The sequence below is a fragment of the Actinoplanes sp. NPDC019969 genome (assembly GCF_055562375.1).
This window is the reverse complement of record NZ_JBVHFK010000001.1, coordinates 1291049-1311846: the sequence shown is the minus strand read 5'-3', so window position 1 is coordinate 1311846 and position 20798 is coordinate 1291049. Positions and strand designations below refer to the sequence as shown.

At 71.3% G+C, this 20798-nt stretch carries 17 protein-coding genes; 11 read left to right on the top strand and 6 right to left on the bottom strand.

The window, feature by feature from the left end:
• Window positions 1–4 precede the first annotated feature (4 nt).
• Window positions 5–1207, top strand: a complete 1203-nt coding sequence (locus tag ACZ3II_RS06225) for a hypothetical protein (protein WP_465516499.1) — start codon at window positions 5–7, stop codon at window positions 1205–1207.
• Window positions 1208–1232: 25 nt separating this feature from the next.
• Here the strand turns inward: ACZ3II_RS06225 and ACZ3II_RS06220 are convergent, their stop codons facing one another.
• Complete coding sequence (locus ACZ3II_RS06220) at window positions 1233–1481, bottom strand: hypothetical protein (RefSeq protein WP_465516498.1); 249 nt, start codon at window positions 1479–1481, stop codon at window positions 1233–1235.
• Window positions 1482–2962: 1481 nt separating this feature from the next.
• Here ACZ3II_RS06220 and pdhA point away from each other — a divergent pair.
• From pdhA to ACZ3II_RS06180, 8 genes are all read left to right on the top strand, one after another.
• Entirely contained in the window at window positions 2963–4102 is a 1140-nt protein-coding gene (gene pdhA / locus ACZ3II_RS06215; protein WP_465516497.1) for a pyruvate dehydrogenase (acetyl-transferring) E1 component subunit alpha, read from the top strand.
• Window positions 4102–5079 carry an alpha-ketoacid dehydrogenase subunit beta gene (locus tag ACZ3II_RS06210; protein WP_465516496.1) on the top strand — a complete coding sequence of 326 codons (978 nt, stop codon included), beginning with the start codon at window positions 4102–4104 and terminating at the stop codon, window positions 5077–5079. Before pdhA ends, ACZ3II_RS06210 begins: the two co-directional genes overlap by 1 nt.
• A gap of 5 nt (window positions 5080–5084) precedes the next feature.
• On the top strand, window positions 5085–6518 hold the full coding sequence (locus ACZ3II_RS06205) for a dihydrolipoamide acetyltransferase family protein (protein ID WP_465516495.1): 1434 nt from the start codon (window positions 5085–5087) through the stop codon (window positions 6516–6518).
• 191 nt (window positions 6519–6709) lie between these two features.
• Entirely contained in the window at window positions 6710–6859 is a 150-nt protein-coding gene (locus tag ACZ3II_RS06200; protein ID WP_173476684.1) for a hypothetical protein, read from the top strand.
• Between the two features lie 321 nt (window positions 6860–7180).
• The gene (locus ACZ3II_RS06195) at window positions 7181–11263 is read left to right on the top strand and encodes an LppU/SCO3897 family protein (RefSeq protein ID WP_465516494.1); all 4083 of its coding nucleotides are present in this window, start codon (window positions 7181–7183) and stop codon (window positions 11261–11263) included.
• Between the two features lie 77 nt (window positions 11264–11340).
• Window positions 11341–13128: an NHL domain-containing thioredoxin family protein gene (locus tag ACZ3II_RS06190; protein ID WP_465516493.1), complete on the top strand. Its 1788-nt coding sequence runs from the start codon at window positions 11341–11343 to the stop codon at window positions 13126–13128.
• A 32-nt stretch (window positions 13129–13160) separates the two neighbouring features.
• The gene (locus ACZ3II_RS06185; RefSeq protein ID WP_465516492.1) at window positions 13161–13736 is read left to right on the top strand and encodes an RNA polymerase sigma factor; all 576 of its coding nucleotides are present in this window, start codon (window positions 13161–13163) and stop codon (window positions 13734–13736) included.
• Window positions 13729–14586 (top strand): CU044_5270 family protein, encoded by an 858-nt coding sequence (locus ACZ3II_RS06180; protein ID WP_465516491.1) that lies wholly within the window; start codon window positions 13729–13731, stop codon window positions 14584–14586. Before ACZ3II_RS06185 ends, ACZ3II_RS06180 begins: the two co-directional genes overlap by 8 nt.
• Here ACZ3II_RS06180 and ACZ3II_RS06175 read toward each other — a convergent pair.
• From ACZ3II_RS06175 to ACZ3II_RS06165, 3 genes are read right to left on the bottom strand one after another with little or no spacing between them, the layout of a single operon-like run.
• Entirely contained in the window at window positions 14574–15317 is a 744-nt protein-coding gene (locus ACZ3II_RS06175; protein ID WP_465516629.1) for a LamB/YcsF family protein, read from the bottom strand. The genes ACZ3II_RS06180 and ACZ3II_RS06175 overlap by 13 nt on opposite strands.
• Window positions 15313–16152, bottom strand: coding sequence for a 5-oxoprolinase subunit C family protein (locus tag ACZ3II_RS06170; protein ID WP_465516490.1), 840 nt, complete (start codon window positions 16150–16152; stop codon window positions 15313–15315). The genes ACZ3II_RS06175 and ACZ3II_RS06170 overlap by 5 nt, the downstream gene beginning before the upstream one ends.
• Window positions 16149–16754: a 5-oxoprolinase subunit B family protein gene (locus tag ACZ3II_RS06165; RefSeq protein WP_465516489.1), complete on the bottom strand. Its 606-nt coding sequence runs from the start codon at window positions 16752–16754 to the stop codon at window positions 16149–16151. Before ACZ3II_RS06165 ends, ACZ3II_RS06170 begins: the two co-directional genes overlap by 4 nt.
• 78 nt (window positions 16755–16832) lie before the next feature.
• Between ACZ3II_RS06165 and trhA the strand changes: the two genes are divergently transcribed.
• On the top strand, window positions 16833–17510 hold the full coding sequence (gene trhA, locus ACZ3II_RS06160) for a PAQR family membrane homeostasis protein TrhA (RefSeq protein WP_465516488.1): 678 nt from the start codon (window positions 16833–16835) through the stop codon (window positions 17508–17510).
• A 36-nt stretch (window positions 17511–17546) separates the two neighbouring features.
• Here the strand turns inward: trhA and ACZ3II_RS06155 are convergent, their stop codons facing one another.
• Window positions 17547–17831: a DUF6458 family protein gene (locus ACZ3II_RS06155; RefSeq protein ID WP_465516487.1), complete on the bottom strand. Its 285-nt coding sequence runs from the start codon at window positions 17829–17831 to the stop codon at window positions 17547–17549.
• Window positions 17832–17944: 113 nt separating this feature from the next.
• On the opposite strand from ACZ3II_RS06155, the gene ACZ3II_RS06150 reads away from it, so the two are divergent.
• A complete protein-coding gene (locus ACZ3II_RS06150; RefSeq protein WP_465516486.1) occupies window positions 17945–18463 on the top strand; it encodes a SixA phosphatase family protein in 519 nt (172 codons plus the stop codon).
• 10 nt (window positions 18464–18473) lie between these two features.
• Here the strand turns inward: ACZ3II_RS06150 and ACZ3II_RS06145 are convergent, their stop codons facing one another.
• Window positions 18474–20678: a S8 family serine peptidase gene (locus tag ACZ3II_RS06145; RefSeq protein ID WP_465516485.1), complete on the bottom strand. Its 2205-nt coding sequence runs from the start codon at window positions 20676–20678 to the stop codon at window positions 18474–18476.
• Window positions 20679–20798 lie beyond the last annotated feature (120 nt).

The following is a 20798-nucleotide window of genomic DNA, read 5'->3' as shown; positions in this document are numbered from 1 at the left end:
CGGCATGCCCGCACCCCGGACCGCGTACGACGCCGTGATCCATGCGGCCCGCGACGTCACGAAACTGGGCTGTGCGCTGGACGCCGAGATGCTCGGCACCGCCCTGCTCGGCAGTGTGTACGCGGTTGCCGCCGAGGACCGGGCCGAGGCCGTCCGTGACTTCGTCGGCCGTTTCCTGACCGCGACGACCCGCCCGGCCAGCCCGGCCGCCGCTACCATCCGCGAGGTCTTCGCCGCGCTCGTCCCGGACGCCGAGGGCGCCGCCCGGGTGGGTCACGGCGCGCACACCCCCGCCTGGGCCGCCCACCTCGGCCGGGTGCGCCCGACCGGCTGCTGGGCCTATGGGGACGTCTACGGCGACCAGACCTCCTACCTGGTCACCTTCGCGTACGAGGACGACTCCGACGGCGGCCCCGAGCATGCCGTGGTGGCGCTGGTCGACCACAACATCGGCATCACCAAGGACGTCTTCGTCGCCACCTCGGCCGGCACCCTGCTCGCCCAGGTGCGGGAGATCTGTGCGGCCGACGAGCTGACCTGGTTCCGCACCGAGGACCCGGGCCGCCTGCGTGACGAGGTGGGCCGGCATCTGCTGGTCACCGACGAGCTGGGCGACCTGCCGGAGGACGGTTCGCTGGCCACCGACCGGGCGCTCGCCGGCGCCCGGATCGCCCTGCTGCCGTCGGTCACCACGCCGCCGCTGGACGAGCCCGCCGGGCCGACCGGGGCGGATCTGGTCCGGGAGTTCCTGACCTCACCGGAGGCGGCCCGGTTCGACCTGCCGACCGGCACGGCCGGCACGGCGGAGACGGCGTCGCTGGAGTTCTGCCTGAGCCTGGTGCTGGATCACGCGTCGACCCTGCCCGGCGAGGATCCGCTGCGCTGGAGTCCTGCGGTGGGCGGCCTGTTCCTGCTCGACTGGGTGCACCGGCGGGCGGTGCTGGACCTGGACGACGCGGCGATGATGCCGCGGGTGGTCCGGGCCTGGTCGGCGTTCTCGACCCGGCGGCGCGGGTTGCCGCCGGCCGCGGTCCAGGAGACCGAGAACGCGATGGAGGAGCTGATCCCCGAGTTCGCCCGGCTCTACACGACCGGCGAGCGGCGCAGCCCGGCGACGGCGGCGGTGGCCCAGCTCATCGCGGAGGGCGTCGACCCGAACGACAACGCCGCCATCGAGGCCTGGATCGAAGCCAACCGCGACGAGTGAGCCGAAAACCCCGGCTGGTTCTCTGTCAACGGCGGTTGATGTACGGGTCGTCGCTGTACTCGGCGTGGTGCCGGCCCATCCGGGAGCTGCGGTCGTAACCCGGGTCCGGATGGTTGGTGTGCTCGGCCCGGTGCATGCCCCGGTACGGGCGGTTGGCGATCCGGTTCTCCTCGCTGTTCACGTCGGTGAGCACGCGGCGCACGACGTTGCTGTTGTCGTGGTAGCTCTGCTCGAGGACCCGGGACGGGCGAATGTTGTACGGGCGTTCGGCCACGGCTGACCTCCGGCTGTGTCGGGGCCGGTCCGGTGACCGGCGGTCGTGGGCGTGCGATGCGTCGGTGGAGCGGGCCCGGCGCCGGGGCGGATCGCCGGCCGGGGCGGTGTTCGGGGCGGCACGTCCGGCGTGCCGGCGGGTGGCCCGCTCGGGTGGAGCGGCGGAGTTCTCGCAGGCCGGTTTCCGCGGGCGGCCCGGCGATCGGTGTCTGTCGTCCGGTCGGGGAGTGCCCCGATGATGCGGTTTGACACCGTCGGGTTTGTCGTATTTATCGCGATCAGTCGGTTCCGGGTCGGGCTGATCGGTGTCGGCCCGGCCGGGACGGCCCGGCTCGTCCGGCACTTCCGGCAGGTCAGGAATGGACGGGAGGTCGTCCGGAATGATCGGCGCCGGGATGCGGTCCTCTTCCGGAACGGCCGGCAGATCCGGAATGACGGGAATGCGACCGGGCCTCGGCCGGACCGGTTTCGGAGCGGGCCGGCGCGGCACGGAGGAACGCGGCGCAGCAGCCGGCCGACGCGGCTCGGAAACAGGCGGAGACGCGGGCCCGCGCGGTGAAGAAACAGGCGGAGGCGCAGGCCCGCGCGGTGAAGAAACAGGCGGAGACGCGGGCTGGCGCGGCGAGGAAACAGGCGGGGAACCGGGCCCGCGCGGCGAGGAGACGGGCGCGCGGGAGACCGAAGCCGACCGGCGCGGCGCTGTTCCGGCCGGATTCGGCGTGCCCCGGTCGTACCCCGGGGGTGAAGCAGGTGAAGCAGGCCGACCGGAGGCCGACGGGCGGACCGGAGGCGGAGGCGAAGCCGACGACGGGGGGAAAGGCGCGGCCCGGGTCGGTGTCGGCAGCACCGGCCCGGTCGCGGTCGGGGGCAGGAACGGGATCTCCATCGGCCGTGGACGGTCCTGGCCGGTGATCTCGCTGGTTCCCGTGGTGAGCACGGCGAGGGTCGGCACCGAGGCGAGCCCGACGAGGATCGCGACCATCAGCACGTAACGCCGGGTGGGACCGGAGAAGCCGAGGTCCTCGCGGTACACCCCGTTGAGGCGCTTGCGCAGCACCTTGGGCGGTGGCGCGAAGTCGTCGTCGGGCAGGTGCGGCACGCGAGAAACCCCCTCACGAGAAAGATCAACTTGGATCAGTCGCGGTCATTGGGGATGAACGACACGGGCCTCATTCGGCAGCGGTGCACAAGGGCCATTCGTGCAAGAGTGAGAGTACAAAGTTCCTTAAATCGGACAAATACCCTTAACGATTTGTCAGCAGAAAATCTTCATTCGTGATCCATGCGGCCTGTAAGGAAGGTCACTGATTCTGTCAGGATGGGAGCGACGGCATCGCAACTGTGATCTTCGCCAACCAGCGGGGCACGGCGGGCCGTCATGTCGCGCGGCAACCCCCACCCGGGCCAGGCGCGGCACACCGAGAGCCGCCGCGTGGCCGGGAGACACCCGCCGCGGGCGCTGAGACGAAACAGGAGACACGGATGGCGAAAGGCGAGAGCGGTGCCGGCACGGACATCCCGGCCGGCGGCTTCGTCCAACTGCTGACCCCCGACGGGGAACGCATCGACAGCGTCACCACCGCTGACGGGACGACGTACTCCGTCGACTTCACCGACGAGGAATACCGCGGTCTCTACCGGGACCTGGTCACGGTCCGGCGGCTCGACACCGAGGCGGTCGCCCTGCAACGGCAGGGTGAGCTGGGCATCTGGGCCAGCCTGCTCGGGCAGGAGGCGGCACAGGTCGGATCCGGGCGGGCGCTGCGCGCGCAGGACATGGCCTTCCCGACGTACCGGGAGCACGGCGTCCTCTACACCCGCGGGATCGACCCGATCATGCCGTTCGGCCTGTTCCGCGGCGTCGACCAGGGCGGCTGGGATCCGAACGAGTTCAAGTTCAACCCGTACACGATCGTGATCGGCTCACAGACGCTGCACGCGACCGGTTACGCCATGGGCATCACCATGGACGGCAAGATCGGCTCGAGCGACGGCGAGGCCGTGATCGCCTACTTCGGCGACGGCGCCACCAGCCAGGGCGAGGTCAACGAGGCGTTCGTGTGGTCCGGGGTGTTCAACGCCCCGCTCGTCTTCTTCTGCCAGAACAACCAGTACGCGATCTCCGAGCCCTTGGAGCGGCAGACCCGCGTCCCGCTCTACATGCGGGCCGGCGGGTACGGCTTCCCCGGCATCCGGGTGGACGGCAACGACGTGCTGGCCAGCTTCGCGGTCACCCGGCACGCGCTGGACAACGCGCGCAACGGCCAGGGCCCGACGCTGATCGAGGCGTACACGTACCGGATGGGCGCCCACACCAGCTCCGACGACCCCACCCGTTACCGGATGGCCGGCGAGGTCGAGGCCTGGAAGGCGAAGGACCCGATCAGCCGGCTCAAGGCGTTCCTCACCAAGCAGAAGATCGGTAAGAACGACTTCTTCGCCGAGGTCGACGCGGACGCCGACAAGAAGGCGCTCGACCTGCGGGAGCGGGTGCTGGCGATGCCTGATCCACAACCCGTGACGATCTTCGACAACGTGTACCCCAACGGCTCGCCGGAGGTCGACGCGCAGCGTAAGGCGTTCGTGGAGTACCAGGCTTCGTTCGACGGGAGCGCGCACTGATGATCACCCTGGGAAAGGCACTCAACCACGGGTTGCGCCGAGCTCTGGAGAACGACCCCAAGGTCGTGATCATGGGAGAGGACGTCGGGAAGCTCGGCGGCGTCTTCCGGATCACCGACGGCCTGCAGAAGGACTTCGGCGAGGACCGGGTCATCGACACGCCGCTGGCCGAGGCCGGCATCGTCGGGACCGCTGTCGGCCTCGCCATCCGGGGATACCGGCCGGTCTGTGAGATCCAGTTCGACGGGTTCGTGTTCCCGGCGTACAACCAGATCGTCGCCCAGGTCGCGAAGATGCACTTCCGTTCCGGCGGCGCGGTGCGGCTGCCGATCACCATCCGCATCCCGTACGGCGGCGGCATCGGCGCGGTCGAGCACCACTCCGAGTCGCCCGAGGCGTACTTCGCGCACACCCCCGGTCTCAAGGTGGTGACCTGCTCCAACCCCGCCGACGCGTACACGATGATTCAGCAGGCCGTCGCCTCCGACGACCCGGTGATCTTCTTCGAGCCGAAGCGGCGGTACTGGGAGAAGGGTGCGGTCGATCTCGACGCGCCGCTCGCCGGGGCGTTCCCGCTGCACTCGGCACAGGTGGTCCGGCCCGGGACGGACGCGACGCTGCTCGCGTACGGGCCGATGGTCAAGGTGGCGCTGGACGCCGCCTCCGCCGCCGCCGAGGACGGGCGCGAACTCGAGGTCATCGACGTGCGCTCGCTGTCCCCGATCGACTACCCGGTGATCTTCGAGTCGGTCCGGCGGACCGGCCGCGCCGTCGTCGTGCACGAGGCGCCCGGCAACGCCGGCCTCGGCGCGGAGATCGCCGCCCGGGTCACCGAGGAGTGCTTCTACTCCCTGGAGGCGCCGGTGCTGCGGGTCACCGGCTACGACACGCCCTATCCGGCGTCCCGGGTGGAGGAGGAATACCTTCCCGATCTCGACCGGGTCCTGGACGCCGTCGACCGTTCGTTCGGCTGGTGAGCCCGATGTCACGGATCAAGGAGTTCAACCTGCCCGACCTCGGCGAAGGGCTGACCGAGGGCGAGATCCTGACCTGGCTGGTCAAGGTCGGTGACACCATCGACCTCAACCAGCCGATCGTCGAGGTGGAGACCGCGAAGGCGGCGGTCGAGATCCCGGCGAAGTGGGGCGGCGTGGTCACCCGGATCTTCCACGAGGCCGGGACGGTCGTGGAGGTCGGCAAACCGATCATCGCCATCGACACCGATCCCACGGCGGCTCCCGAGGCGGCGGCTCCCGAGGGAGAGGTCGAGGCGGGCCTCATCGGAGGTCCGGCGCCCGGCGGGCGCACCGCGGTGCTCGTCGGTTACGGCCCGAAGACCACAACTGCCAAGAGACGACCCCGCGGTGGTACGGGCGCTCAGTCCACAGACGCGACCACACCCACCCCGCCTCCGGCGGCTACCGGAGGTTCCCCGGCCGCGCCCGTGGCAGTCGTCCCGGCGCCCGTGGCGGTCGTGCCGGTGCCCGTGGCTGCTCCGCCGGCGGCTGTCACCCGGACCGTCACCGGGCCGGTGCTCGCCAAGCCGCCGGTCCGGAAACTCGCCCGTGACCTCGGAGTGGACCTGGCCACGATCGAGGGGACCGGGCCCATGGGGTCGGTGACGCGGGAGGACGTACACCGCATCGCCGAAGGCGCGAGGCAGACCGTGACCGAGGCGCCGGCCCAAACCACCGCACCGGTCCTCGACGGGTCCCGTGAGCAGCGCATCCCGATCAAGGGTGTGCGGAAGCTGACCGCGGAGAACATGGTCGCGTCGGCGTTCACCGCGCCGCATGTGACCGAGTTCCTCACCGTGGACGTGACCCGGTCGATGAAGGCGCTGGACAAGCTGAAGACGCGGCCCGAGTTCGCCGAGAGCCGGATCTCGCCGCTGCTGCTGGTGGCGAAAGCGGTGCTGGTCGCGGCCCGGCGGCACCCGATGGTCAACTCGACCTGGTCGGGCGGGACCGGCGAGATCGTGGTCAAGGACTACGTGAACCTCGGCATCGCCGCCGCGACCGAGCGCGGGCTGATCGTCCCGAACATCAAGGACGCCGGCCGGCTCACTCTGCGGGAACTGGCCGACGCGCTGAACGCGCTGGTCCGGACGGCCAAGTCGGGGAAGACGCCACCGTCGGACATGACCGGCGGCACGCTGTCGATCACCAACGTCGGCGTGTTCGGGATCGACACCGGCACGCCGATCCTGCCACCGGGTGAATCGGCGATCCTGGCGTTCGGCGCGATCCGGCCGACGCCGTGGGTGCACAAGGGGAAGATCAAGATCCGCCAGGTCACCACCCTGGGACTCTCCTTCGACCACCGGATCATCGATGGCGAGCTGGGCTCCCGCTTCCTGCGTGACGTGGGCGCCTTCCTCGAGGACCCGGAGGCGGCGATGCTCAGCTGGACCTAGGGTCTTTCGGCCTGATCGGCGACTGACCTTCGATCCTTAGGTTCATGACCCAGCTCACCCCCGAAATCGCTGGCCGCGTCCCGTTGTTCCGTCGATAATGGAGTAGACAACGGGACGCGCGCCTCCGTCACGAGCGGCAGGCGACACCGTAGGGAACGACACCGGTCACCACCGGGGGAGAGAGCAGAGTCATGAGCACCGCCCGCACCATGATCGACCGCTACCGCCAGCGCCGGATGATCAGCCGCCAGAACCGCGCGATCGACCGCGCTCTTCAGGTGGCGCCCACGCAGGCCATGCGCGACGAGATCGCGATCTTCGCGCAGCACCGGGTCTTCTGAGACCCCCGGCCCTGTCCGGGGCCGCCACCACGACGAACGGCCCGTCCGGGTGACCCGGGCGGGCCGTTTCGTGTCCGATCACACCCTCGAAGATCCGGTTACCGTCCCCCCGGGGCGTAGACCGGGATTCCTCCCGCCGCGCCCGCCCGGTACCGTGGGCACGGTCCCCAAATCGGCACGGCCGGTCGGTGCGGGTGACCGGGGCCTCCGGCAGCGACAACGTCACGGCCCCAGCACGGCCAAGCCGGAAAGCTGGCACGGCCCCATCCTGGGGTCGCGTCCGTGCAAAGCTGGCACGGCCGCATCGATGAGGAGGCGCGTATGACGTCCGAGGGGCAGCACGCCGGTCAGCCGGCCGAGGCCACGTCGGGCGGACCCACGTCGGGCGGGTTCCCGCACGACCCTGATGGTCAGCGGCCCGACCTGCAGCGATCGGCCGGCCGGGCATCGGCCCAGCCGCCCGCTGAGGGCTTCCCCAACTCGTATGGGCCACCTCCGGCCAGCGCCCCCGGTGGGGGCTCGCCGTTCGTCGTGCCCGCCGTCTCCACCTTCGGCCAGGGCCCCACCCCTGCCGGGACGTCGTATGGTTCGGCCCGCGTCCCCGAGCCCGAGGGTGATCTCCCGCAGCGGGGCGGCGCCTCGCCATATGGGTCCGTCTCCCCCGAGGCCGCGTCGTCCTACGGGGCGCCCGCGCAGTTCGGGCAGCCGTTCGGTTCCGCCCCGGCCTCCGGCGCCGCGGCCGTTCCGGCTTCCGGCAACGCGCCCGCGCCGTTCGACGCCGGCCCGCCGCCGTGGGCTCCGCCGGGCACCGCGCCCGCGTCCCCGGCCTCCGCCGGGTCGGAGTTCCCGCCGCCCAGCGCCACCTACGGGACTCCGGGTGGCGCGGCCACCTCCGGGCCTGCGGGGTTCTCGGCTCCGAGCGGCTCCGGGTCGTTCGGGTCGTCGGAGTTCCCGCCGCCCACCTCTACTTACGGCCCTCCCGTGGGGAACGGCACGTCGCCGGGAGCCCCGGGCTTCCCGCCCGCCGGTTCTTCTTCGGATGGGCCCGCTTCCTTCGGCTCGGCGGGTGTGCCGGGGTCCTTCGGCCCTTCGGCGAACTCCTCCGACGGCCCCGCTTCCTTCGGCCCGGCGGCGACCTCCGGTGGGCCCGCACCCTTCGGCCCGGCAGCCGGTTCCTCCGGTGACCCGGCCTCCTTCGGACCGTCGGCGAGTTCCTCCGGTGGACCCGCTTCCTTCGGCCCGGCGGCGAATTCCGGTCCCGCCACCTTCGGCCCGGCAGCCGGCACCTCCGGTGGCCCTGCGTCCTTCGGCCCGGCAGCCGGCGCTTCCGGTGGACCCGCGTCCTTCGGCCCGGCGGCCGGCGCTTCCGGTGGTCCCGCGTCTTTCGGCTCGGCGTCCGCAGCGGATTCGGCCGGGTTCCCGCCGCCCGCTTCGACGGGTGGGCCGGAGTCCGGTGGCTTCCCGCCGTCTTCCTCGGGCGGTTTCCCGGGTGCCAACTCCGGCGGCTTCCCGCCGGCCGAGTCCGGTGGGTTCCCCCCTGGTGGACGCCAGGAGTCGTCGCCCGCGCCCGCGAGCCCGGCTGGGTTCCCGCCGCCGAAGCTCAGCTCGAGCGGCCTGCCCACCCGCACTCCCGGCGCGACCGCTCCGGAGGACGGCGGCCTCGGCCGTACCCCGTTCTCCGCATTCGGTGACCAGCCGGTCCGCGTTCCCGGCGCCAGCCTGTCCGACCTTCCGGACGGCTCCGGCCAGGGTGATTCCGCCGCCGGTCCGGCCGGTTTCACCGCCGGCCCGGCGCAGAACAGCTGGATGCGGGAGAACGCCCGGCCCGCCGAGGCCCCGGCCGCGCCGAGCGCCCCGCGCCCGGCAGCCGACACGTTCCCGTCCCGGCGTGGCGACGGCGGCGGCTTCCCGCTGCGTGCCCCGGCCGGTCCGGCTGCCGACCCGTCCACGGCCGGCTCCGGTGCCCAGCCCAGCCTGGATCTGCCGATCCGCAGCCAGCAGGCGTTCGGTTCGGCGCCCTTCTCGTCGTCGGACGCTCCGGCCGGACGCGACACCGACGCGCCGTCGACCAGCCCTGCCGGCTACCCGCAGCGGGTTCCGGGCGCGTCGCTCGCTTCGGGTGGCACGGTTCCGGCGTCCGCCCCGACCTCGGCGGACCCGCAGGGTTCGTTCCCCGGCGCTGAATCGCAGCCCGGTTCGTTCCCGGGCGGCGCCTACTCCGGTGACCAGCACAGCCCGTCGGGTGGTGGCTTCGACCAGCGCAATCCCGCAGGTGGCGGCTTCGACCAGCGCAACCCGGCGGGTGGCTCGGACGCACCCGGTTCGCTCGGTGGTTTCGACCAGCGCGGCCCGGGAGGATCCGACTCCCAGAACCCGCTCGGTGGCTTCGACCAGCGGGGATCGGCAGGATCCGACTCACAGAACCCGCTGGGCGGTTTCGAGCAGCGCGGCCCGGCAGGGTCCGACCCACAGAACCCGCTCGGTGGCTTCGACCAGCGCGGCCCGGCGGGATCCGACCCGCAGGGCGGCTTCGACACGCGTGGCGGGTCGGCTCTGGGTGAGGCCGGATCCGGTCCGCACGGCGCGCTGTCCGGCGCCGACGGGCAGGCCGCTGCCGATCAGCAGGGGGCGTCCGCGGTTCCGCAGCCGCGTGATCCGGCGGGGAAGCCCGCGGTCGGTTCGGCCCGTCCGGTGACGGCCAGCGCTTCGGTGCCGGGCCGGGTCTCCCCGGCCGAGGCCGCCGAACTGCCGCCGCCGTCGTCGTCCGCGCCGCAGGCCCGGGTCTACGGCAGGCCGGCGCCGGCGACGCCGGAGGAGCCGGAGAGCTTGGACGAGGCCCCGTCCGGTGCGCACGCCGCTCCCTCGTTCCCGCCGGCTTCCGACTCCCTGTTCGGTGGTCCGTCCGGCGGTTACCAGGCGGCCTCGGCCGTGGACGGCCCGAACGGTTTCGCTGCCGGTCCGGGCCCGGACGAGAGCATGCCGCGGAACGACTTCGGCGCCCCGCAGGGCGAGAGTCCGTCCGGGGGCTTCGGCGCGCCGCAGGGGGAGAGCCCGTCCGATGGCTTCGGCATGCCGCGGAACGATTTCGGCGCGCCGCAGAGCGAGAGCCCGTCCGGTGGCTTCCGGCGGCCCAACGACTTCGGCGCCCCGCAAGGGGAGAGCCCGTCCGGCGGCTTCGGCATGCCGCGGAACGACTTCGGCTCCGCGCAGGGCGAGAGTCCGTCCGGTGCGTTCGGCCAGCCCCGGAACGACTTCGGCGCCCCGCAGGGCGAGAGCCCGTCCGGCGGCTTCGGCGCCCCGCAGGGGCTGCCGCAGCGCGGTGACGGCGGGTTCGGCCCGCAGGGTGGAAGCAGCCCGTCGAACGGGTTCGGCCCGCAGGGTGAGATCCCGTCGGGCGGGTTCGGGCTGCCGCAGCGTGGTTCGTCGCAGGCGGACAACGAGCCGCAGTCCGGTGGTTTCCCGGGCGGGCAGCAGGACGACGACCGGAACGGGTTCGGCTCGTTCCCGCCGCCCGGTGACAGCACGCCGCCGGCGACGGCGACCGCCCGTGCGACGGCGAGCGCGCGGGTCTCTCCGCCGGATGCTCCTGGCGGTTCGCCGTTCGCGATGCCGGGTTCGCCGCAGGCGCCGGGTTCCGGTGCGCCGTTCGGTGGCCCCGGTTCGCCGGCCGTGCCGGGTTCGCCGCAGTTCCCCGGTTCGGCGCAGCCGCCGTTCGGGGGTTCCGGTGACCAGTTCGGTGATCACGGGCTTGCCGGAAACCAGCCGGGTGACCAGTTCGGGCGACCGGGGGGCCAGTTCTCCGGACCGCCGTTCGGCGCCCCGCCCGAGCAGGGTGGCCGCCCGCCGTTCAACGACCAGTTCAACGAGCACACCACCGACGTGTCCGGTCGCGGCAACTCGCCGTACGTGCCGGCGCCCGCGCTGACCCCGCTTCCGGGTGAGCAGCCGGGCGGCGGTCTGTACCCGAACAGCCCGGCGGCGCGTGCCACGGTGACGCCGCCCGGCCCGGAGGACACCACGAGCTGGCCCGGCCCGGCGGACGAGCAGGGCAAGTTCGACCAGTTCAAGGCCCCGGAGCCGACGGCGACACCGGCTCCGGCGAAGTCGAACGTCAAGACGGTGCCGGTGGCCCTGGCCGTCGTCCTGGGCGCGTCGATCTTCCTGGGCCTGATCTTCGGTCTGGTCTGGCTGATTGCCGGGGACGACGAGTTCAAGGTGTCGCAGGGTCAGTGTGTGAAGCGGAACGGGTCGACCCCGGTGGTCGCGGAGTGCTCGGAGCCGGACACGTTCACTGTCGTCTCGATCCAGACGGAGAAGACCAAGTGCGGTGACGCGACCCAGCCGTACATCGTCGTCCCGAAGGACAAGGGTGACGAGGTGCTCTGTCTGAAGAAGAACGGCTGACCGCAAGCCTGGACGGCCCTCGCTCTCTGAGCGGGGGCCGTTTCGCATCCGCCGGGGCCGGGAGGCAGGATTGGCGGATGGAATTTCGCGTGCGTGCGCCCGAACTCAAGGGTCGCGGTTGGCTGAACACCGGCGGTAAGGCTCTCACCCTGGCCGATCTGCGCGGAAAAATCCTTTTATTGGATTTCTGGACCTTCTGCTGCATTAATTGCCTCCACGTCCTGGACGAGCTTCGTCCGCTGGAGGAGAAGTACGGTGACGCCCTCGTCGTGATCGGCGTCCACTCGCCGAAGTTCGAGCACGAGCGTGACCCGAAGGCGCTGGCCGCGGCCGTGGAGCGGTACGGCGTCCACCACCCGGTCGTCGATGACGGCGACATGCACATCTGGCAGCAGTACGCCGCGAAGGCCTGGCCGACCCTGGCCGTGGTGGACCCGGAGGGCTACCTGGTCGCTTCGATGGCCGGCGAGGGGCACGCCGAGGGCCTGTCCCGGCTGATCGACGAGTTGGTCGCCAAGCACGAGGCGAACGGGACCCTGCACCGCGGCGACGGGCCGTACGTTCCGCCGCCCGCCCCGGAGGGTCTGCTGCACTTCCCGGGCAAGGCGATCGAGCTGCCCGGCGGGAATCTGCTGGTCTCGGATTCGGCCCGGCACCGGATCGTGGAGCTGTCCGCGGACGGCGAGACCCTGGTCCGCGAGTTCGGCAGCGGTGTCCGGGGCGAGCCGTTCAGCGAGCCGCAGGGCCTGGTTCTGCTGCCGGCCGGGGTCGCGGAGACGGCGGGTTATCACGTGGTCGTCGCCGACACCGTGAACCACCAGCTCCGCGGGCTGAATCTGACGACCGGTGAGATCACCCTGGTCGCCGGTTCGGGGAAGCCGTGGCGTTCGACGGTCGACGACCACGCCCACGACGCGCTCGCGGCCGATCTGTCGTCGCCGTGGGATGTGGCCTGGTTCGACGACAAGGTCATCATCGCGATGGCCGGTATCCACCAGTTGTGGTGGTTCGATCCGATCAAGCGGACGGTCGGGGTCTACGCGGGCACGACGGTGGAGGCGCTGCGGGACGGCCCGGTCCCGGACGTGTGGATGGCTCAGCCGTCCGGTCTGTCGGTCGGCGGGAACCGGCTGTGGATCGCGGACAGCGAGACGTCGGCGCTGCGGTACGTCGAGGACGGCGTGATGCACACCGCGGTCGGCCAGGGACTGTTCGATTTCGGTCACGTGGATGGCCCGGCGGCCGAGGCGCTGTTCCAGCACCCGCTCGGGGTGGCCGCGACGGCGGACGGCTCGGTTCTGGTGGCGGACACGTACAACGGCGCGGTTCGGCGGTTCGACCCGGCGTCCGGCGAGGTGTCCACTGTCGATTCCGGGCTCGGTGAGCCTAGTGACATCCTGGTCACCGCGGACGGCACGGTCATCGTGGTGGAGTCGGCGGCGCACCGGCTGACCCGGCTCGCTCCCGGGGTGGTCAAGACGGTCACCGGGGAGCGGCACAAGACCGAGCGGCCGCCGTCGCACCTGGCGCCGGGCGAGGTCACCCTGGATGTGATCTTCACGCCGGCGCCGGGGCAGAAGCTGGACGGCCAGTTCGGCTCGCCGGTGCGCCTGGTGGTGTCGGCGTCGCCCGCCGAGCTGCTGCTGGAGGGTGAGGGGACGACCACCGAGCTGTCCCGGCGGATCGTGCTCAACCCGGCGGTGCCGAAGGGCGTTCTGCAGGTGGTCGCGCAGGCGGCGACGTGCGATGTGGACGCCGAGTTCGGCGCCTGCCACCTGACCCGGCAGGACTGGGGGGTGCCGATCGTGATCGACCCGGCCGCCCCGAACCGGCTGCCGTTGATCCTGCGCGGCATGGACGCGTGAACTCTCCCGCACCGGATGACGGATAACGGTGCATGGAGGACAGCAGACAACCGGACGACGCCGCGTTGATCCGTACGGACTTCGCGGCACTGTTCGACCGGCATGCACCACACATCCACCGCTATCTGGCGCGACGTCTCGGCGACCAGCAGGCTGACGACCTGGTCGCCGAGACGTTCCTGACCGCTTTCCGCCGCCGGGGCACGTTCCGGCCGGATCATCGGGATGCCCGCCCGTGGCTCTACGGGATCGCGACCCATCTGGTCGCCCAGCACCGCCGTGACGAGGTCCGGCGGTTGCGTCTGCACCGGGCCGTCCCACCCGAGCGGGACACGTCGTGTCATGCCGACCGGGTGGCGGCGGATGTCACCGCGGCCGCGCTGCGCGGCGTGCTCACCTCGGCGCTGGCCGATCTGGCCGACGGCGACCGGGACGTGCTGCTGCTCGTGGTGCAGGAGGAGCTGACGTACGAGCAGGTCGCGGCCGCCCTGGACATCCCGGTGGGGACGGTGCGGTCGCGGCTGCACCGGGCCCGGACCAACCTGCGTGCCGCGCTGGGCGGCAGCAACCCGTTGCACGGCGCCGAGGAGGAGGTTCGTCATGGATGAGATCACGCTGGTACGGGAACTGGGTGAGGAGACCCCGCTGCCGTCGTACGACCGTCTCGGGGCCGCCCGGAAGCACCTGCTGTCGGAGATCGCGCCGCCGCGGCCGAGACGGCGCTGGGCCGCTCTGGTCGCTGCCGCCGGCGCTGTCGCCGTCGCCGTGGTGACGGTTCCCGCGGCGTTGTCGCCGACACCCACGCCGGCCCCGTCCTCGGCCGTCGAGCAGCCGCAGCAGCGACCGCGCATGACGCCGGTGGCCGCCTTCCTCAACGAGGCCGCCGTCGCCGCGGAGCAGGAGCCCGACGTGATCCCGCGGGGCGACCAATACCTCTATGTTCGATTCGTGGAGTGGGGCGGTTCTCTCAACGAGACCTGGCTGTCGATCGACGGCAGGCATGACGGCAAGGGCCGGGATCAGGACGGGAAGCTCGGTGTCATCCCCGGCTGCAAGGTCGCCGGCTGTGAGCCGACCGTGCACTATCGGGCGGACATGCCCACCGACCCGGCGGCGATGGCCGTGTGGATCAGGGACTACACCCGGGAGAGGGCCGGCGCCGACCACGTGGACGCCGTCGGCAAGTTCATCGGCGTCCTGCCCACGCAACTCTGGATGCGGCCGGCGCAGCGGTCGGCGTTCTACCGGGGGATCGGCCTGATCGACGGGATGCGGCTGGTCGAGGGCGCGAAGGACTCGCGCGGCCGGGAGGGGATCGGAGTGGCCTGGGCCAGTCCGGGCAGCACCGAGGAACGGGTCCTCTGGATCTTCGATCCGAAGAGTCACCGTCTGATCGGCACCAAGGAGTCGAGCCTCGACGAGGTCGCTCTGGTGGACCGGATCGGTCAGAAGGGCTGAACCGGGATCCGTTCGGTGAGCCCGGCCCGCACCGCGGCCGCCAGCCGTACCGCGCCGGGGGTGTCCCCGTGCAGGCAGATGGAACGGACCGGACTGGGCACGTCGGTGCCGTCGACGGCGGTGATGAGGCCGTCGACGGCCATCCGTACGGCCCGGGCGACCACCTCGTCCGGGTCGTGCACCAGCGCGTCCGGCCGGGACCGCGGCACGAGCCGGCCGTCCGGGAGGTAACCCCGGTCGGCGAAGCCCTCCGCGATCACGGTCAGGCCGGCGTCGGCCGCGCGGGTGGCGAGCACCGATCCGGGCTGGCAGAGCACCGGGAGCGCCGGATCGTAGGCGAGCACGGCGTGCACCACGGCGGACGACTGGACCACGTCGACGGCGGCGGTGTTGTAGAGGGCGCCGTGCGGTTTCACGTACCGCACCCGGTCGCCGGCGACCCGGCAGAACGCCTCGAGCGCCCCGATCTGGTAGAGGATGTCGTCGCGGAGTTCGTCGTGGTCGTAGTCGATGCGCCGCCGCCCGAACCCGGCGAGATCCCGGTACCCGACCTGCGCGCCGATCGCGACGCCTTTCGCGACGGCGCGCCGGCACACCCGGTACATCGTGGACGGATCGCCGGCGTGGAAGCCGCAGGCCACGTTCGCCGAGGTCACCACGTCGAGGAGGGCGTCGTCGTCGCCGAGCCGCCAGGCGCCGAAGCCCTCGCCCAGGTCGGCGTTCAGATCAATCGAGCTCACGGAACCTCACGGTAGTCCCCGGCCGCGCCTGCGCGAGCGGTGTGACGTCGTCGACCACCCCGACGACCGGATATCCGCCGGTGGTCGGGTGGTCGGCGAGGAAGATGATCGGCCTGCCGTCCGCCGGGACCTGAACGGCCCCGAGAACCACTCCTTCGGAGGGCAGTTCGCCGGCGTTCGCGCGGGTCAGGGGGTTGCCGGCCAGACGGGTTCCGACCCGGTTGCTCAACGGGCTGATCTGGTACGGGGAACCGAACAGCCCTTTCGTCACATACCAGTCGTCGCGCGGCCCCAACCGCACCCCGAGCACCAGTTCGCCGCCGATCCGCGCCGGTTCCCCGACCAGCGACGGCGCCCCCGACGGGATCCCGACCGGCAGCGTGTCGCCGTCGGCGAGGCGGGCCGGCCCGAGCCCGGAGAGCGTGTCCGTCGAGCGGCTGCCGAGCACCGGCTCGACCGCGATCCCACCGGCCACCGCGATGTAGGACCGCACCCCGCGGGTCGCCCGTTTGACGTCGAGGATCCCACCGGCGGGTACCTCGAACAGCTGACATCCGCGGAGCCGTTCGACCGGGCGGCGGTCGACGTCCACGTCCGCGACGGCCCCGGTCACCGCGACGAGGGTGCGTTCGGCGAACCGCAGGGCGCAACCGAGCACTGTGGTCTCCAGGCCGGCCGCGTCGTCGGGGTTGCCGGCGAACCGGTTGGCCAGGCGCAGCGCGGGCACGTCGAGGGCGCCGGAGCGGGGCACGCCGAGGTGCGCGTATCCCGGGCGTCCGAGGTCCTGGACGGTGGTCAGCGGCCCGGCCCGCAGCACGGTGATCATGCCGCCACCAGCCGGACACGGGTGCCGGGGGTGAGCAGGGCCGGGTGCTCACGGCGTACGTCGAAAAGCTTTTGATCGGTCCGCCCGACCAGCCGCCACCCGCCCGGCGACGCCGTGGGGTAGATGCCCGCGTAGCCACCGGCGAGCGCCACCGATCCGGCCGGCACGCGAGGCCGCGGAGCGGCGAGCCGGGGAACCGCCCAATCGTCCGGAAAGCCGCGCAGGTAAGCGAAACCGGGCGCGAAGCCGGAGAACGCGACGGTGAGCGGCGTCCCGGTCAGCCGGCGCACCACCTCGTCCGGGGTGACCGCCCAGAGATCGGCGACCGACTCCAGGTCCTCGCCGTCGAAGACGGTGGCGATCGCCACGTCCGGCCCGTCGGGGCGGCGCTCGCCCGGCGCCGGATCCCAGGATGCCAGCAGCTCCGCGGTGCCCGGCTCCACGCCGTCGAGCAGGACGGTCAGCGCGCCGGGAACGATCTCGACGGCCTGCAGCTCGCCGGACTCGCGGCGTCGCCACAGCTCAGCGCGCCAGTCCTCGACCCGGTCCGGATCGGGGCACTCGATCAGTAGTGCGGAGGCGCCCACCCGTCGTATCTTCATGGGGAAATCATCCCGGGACGTCAACCGTATCCGGCGTCACTACCCTCCGGTAACCTACGGTGCCGTAACCTTGAGGGCGTGACGACCTCAGCCCCGTTCCGGATGAAGCCGACCGACCTCGGCAAGCCGCGACTCCGCGGCCGGTTGCATCAGTACGCGTTCTTCGTCGCCCTCGTCTGCGGCGTCGTGCTCAGCTCGATCGCGCTGAGCCGCCCCGGCATCTCGCCGTTCGTCAGCTGCCTGATCTACAGCATCACGGTGTGCGGCCTCTTCGGCACGAGTGCCCTCTACCACCGGCGGGTGTGGAGCGAACGCGGCTACCAGATCATGCGCCGCGCCGACCATTCGATGATCTTCATTTTCATCGCCGGCAGCTACACACCGTTCTGCGTGCTCCTGCTCGAGGGCACCCAGCAGGTCGTCCTGCTCAGCCTGGTCTGGGGCGGCGCGATCGGTGGCGTGGCCCTGAAGATGATCTGGCCGCACCTGCCACGCTGGGCGGGCGCGCCGCTCTACGTCGCGCTCGGCTGGGTGGCCGTCGCGATCATTCCCGAGGTGCTGCACGTCGGCGGCGTGACCTGCCTGGTCCTGCTGATCGTGGGTGGCGCGATATACACGATCGGGGCGGTCTTCTACGCCCTGCGCAAGCCCAACCCGTGGCCGACCGTTTTCGGTCACCACGAGTTCTTCCACGCCTGCACGCTGGTCGCGGCGATCTGCCACCACATCGCCGTCTACTTCGCTCTGTACGCGTGAAAAAGGGCCCGGGGCGTGTGCCCCGGGCCCATTCCGCTACTGGTAGGCCGGGGGAGGCGGCGGCGGGACGTCGTCGCGGCGGACCTCGCGGTACTCGGTGGCGTACGTCGCCCCGGCGACCGGCGGCTGCGCCTGCGTCCGGGTCACCACGGTACGGCGGCTACGGCTCCAGAACGCCAGCGTGATCACCAGGCCGGCCAGCCCGGCGAGCATCAGGATCCAGCCGATCACGCTGATGTCGAGCCCACTGATGTCCGCCTCCACGGCGAACGCCAGGATCGCCCCCAAAGCGATCAGGAAAATGCTTGCACCGATGCCCATCGGACCCTCCTCGGGTGGTGTCCGCTCGGCCGGGCGCGCCGCTCGACCGTGATGAATGCGTCGATCGAGCAGATACCCGTACGCGTCAAGTTCCAATCAGGCAAGCTGTTGCGATGACCACGCGGACGCTCATCCTGCTGCGCCATGCCAAGGCGGAGACACCCGGTGACTTCGACGATTACGACCGCGCCCTCACCGACCGCGGACGCTCCGATGCCGACGCGGCCGGCTCGTGGCTGGCGGACGCGCGGCTGCATCCCGACCTGGTGCTCTGCTCCCCGGCCAAACGCACCCGGCAGACCTGGCAGAACGCGGCGATCGCGCTGGCCCAGGGGCTGGCCGGCCAGCCGTCGCCCGAGGTGCTCTACCCCGATTCGCTCTATCTGGGACGCGGGGGCGAGGTCTTCGATCTGCTGCGGGCGGTCCCGGACACCGTGCGTACGGTCCTGGTCGTCGGTCACAACCCGACCATGTCCGAAGTGTCCGCTCTGCTGCTGCCGGACGATCAATACACCGGCACGGTCGTGGAGATGAAGACCTCCGGTATCGCCGTACACACCGGCGAGAAGCCCTGGTCCGAGGCGGAACCGGGGGCGATGCGGCTGACCCGCTCCCACACCGCCCGCAGCTGAGCCCGCCCGACTACCGGTACCAGGTCCGGGCCGTCGTGTACCGCACGTTGCCCAACCGGTCGTACGCCCGGACCAGCACCTGCATCGTCTTGGCCTGCTTGGCCGTGTTCACGCTGAGCAGGTAACCGGCGGTGGCGTCCCGCGCCACCACCGTCCCGTTCACGATCAGCTCGACCCGGGAGACACCGCTCGGGTCCGACGCCTTCACGGCGACCTTCACGGTGCCCTTGACCTTCGCCTTGTTCCCCGGCGCACTGGTGATCGCGACGGCCGGCCCGGCGTTGTCCGCGATCACCTGGCGGATGTAGCCGCGCTGGTTGCCGAGGCGGTCGGTCAGCCGCCAGTACAGCGTCACCGTGCCGTTGTAGGCCCCGGGCCGAACAGCCAGCGCGTACGGCGCCGCGGTGTCCGCTCCCACGTACTTGCCGTTCATGTAGAGCTCGGCCTTGGCCACTCCGCTGGGGTCGGCCACACCAGTGATCGTGGGGGTGAAGTTTCCCCGGATCCTGGCATTCGGCGCGGGCGACATCGAGGTGGCCGTCGGCCCAGCGTTGTCCGGTACGAAATATATTTCGAGATATGTACGGTTTCCTGCGTTGTCGAGAAGCGAAACGTATAGGAAGCCGGAGGCCGACGGCTGCACCGAGGCCTTCCATAGGTTGGTGCCCGGCTGACGAACCATCGGGACATCGCCGACGTTCACCGATTCCAGGTCCTCATCCGCCGAGGAGATGATCACGGGGATCGCGCCGCGCAGATGCGCGCCTGCCGTGGGAGAGACGATCGTCGCTGTCGGGCTGACGGCGTCCACCCGCACCGTGGAGGACGATTCGCCTCGATTGCCGGCGTGATCGTAGGCACGGACCGTCAGTGTGACCTCCCCGACGAAGCCGTCGGGTTTGTTCCATAGCAGCCAACGCCACGGCGCGCCCTTCAACTCCAGGGAGCCGGTCGGCACCCCGTCGACCAGAAGCTCGTAGCGCGCCACTGCGATGTTGTCGGTCGCCGAGGGATACAGGCCACGCGAGCCCTTGCCGAAGAGCTGACCGGCCTTGTAGGGCGGTTCCACCACCGGAGCGATCCGGTCGGTCCGGTCCGTCCCCGTCACCGCCCCCAAAGCATCCAGCAGCGGTGGGGCGTAGGAGAACTGGCCGAGAGGCGGGCGCGCGGCATTGGTGATCGCGTCGCGCACCTCCTGCGCCGATGCCTCCGGTTTGATCGACAGCACCAGGCCGGCCACTCCGGAGGTGACGGCCGCCGAAGACGACGTGCCCCCGAGGCCGGCCATGTTGCCCCAGGAGTTCATCACCATGTACCCGGCCTCCGCTTGGAGGTCGGTCCAGCGGTCGCTGAGGGTGTTACGTGTCGGGTCGCCGCTGGCCGCGACCGCTATCACCTCATCGAACGCGGCCGGATAGCGGCGCTGGGTGTCGTTGGTTCTACCGGCCCCGGCGATGAGGACCGCGCCTTTCGCTGCCGCGTACCGAACCGCATCCCGGAGCACACCGCTCTCCACGGTGGTCGTGAACGACATGTTGATGATGTCGGCGCCATGATCTGCCGCCCAGACGATCCCGGCCGCGGCGTCAGCGGTAGTGCCCAGCGCGCCCACGCCGCTACGGGCTTCGAGCACGCGGACCGGCATGATCCGGCACCGCTGGCACACCCCGGTGGATCCCACGCCGTTCTCCGCGGCCCCGATCAGGTTCGCCACCATCGTGCCGTGGTGGCCGATGGACTCGGTGACGTCATCGTCATCGTCGACGACGTCGCGTCCAGGCACGAGCCGGTCCGCTCCCAGGTCCGCGTTGGCACTGACACCACTGTCGACAACCGCGACGGTCACCCGCTCGCTGCCGGTGGTCACCTTCCACGCGGCGGGCACCGTGGCCTGATCCAGTCGCATCTTGTTGTCGGGGTCGTAAGGGTCGCCTGCGGCGACGGTCACCCCACCGTCCTGCGCATAGCGAATATCCGGACGTGCCGACAGCTGCGCCAACAGGGCGGCGCTTCGAGAGGCGGGCACGTCGAGGGCGATCGCGTTCAGGCCCACTACCGGCTGGAACGTCACATCGTCGCCGAGAGTGGCCACCACCTCGGCCGGATCGGCGCCGACGGCCAGACCCACATCCAGACGAACCGGTCCCTCTTCAGCCGCTGACGCGGGAACAGCCGCACCGGCGGCCAAGAGGACCGCGAGTAGACCGGTGGACACAACGCGCACGGTTCCCCCGAGACAAGATCAAAGTATTGGCATGGATGATACGGCCCCGACCCGTCGTCCGAATAGACCGGAGCCCGGCGGACGTCGTTGTCCGCCGGGCTCCGGTCTTTT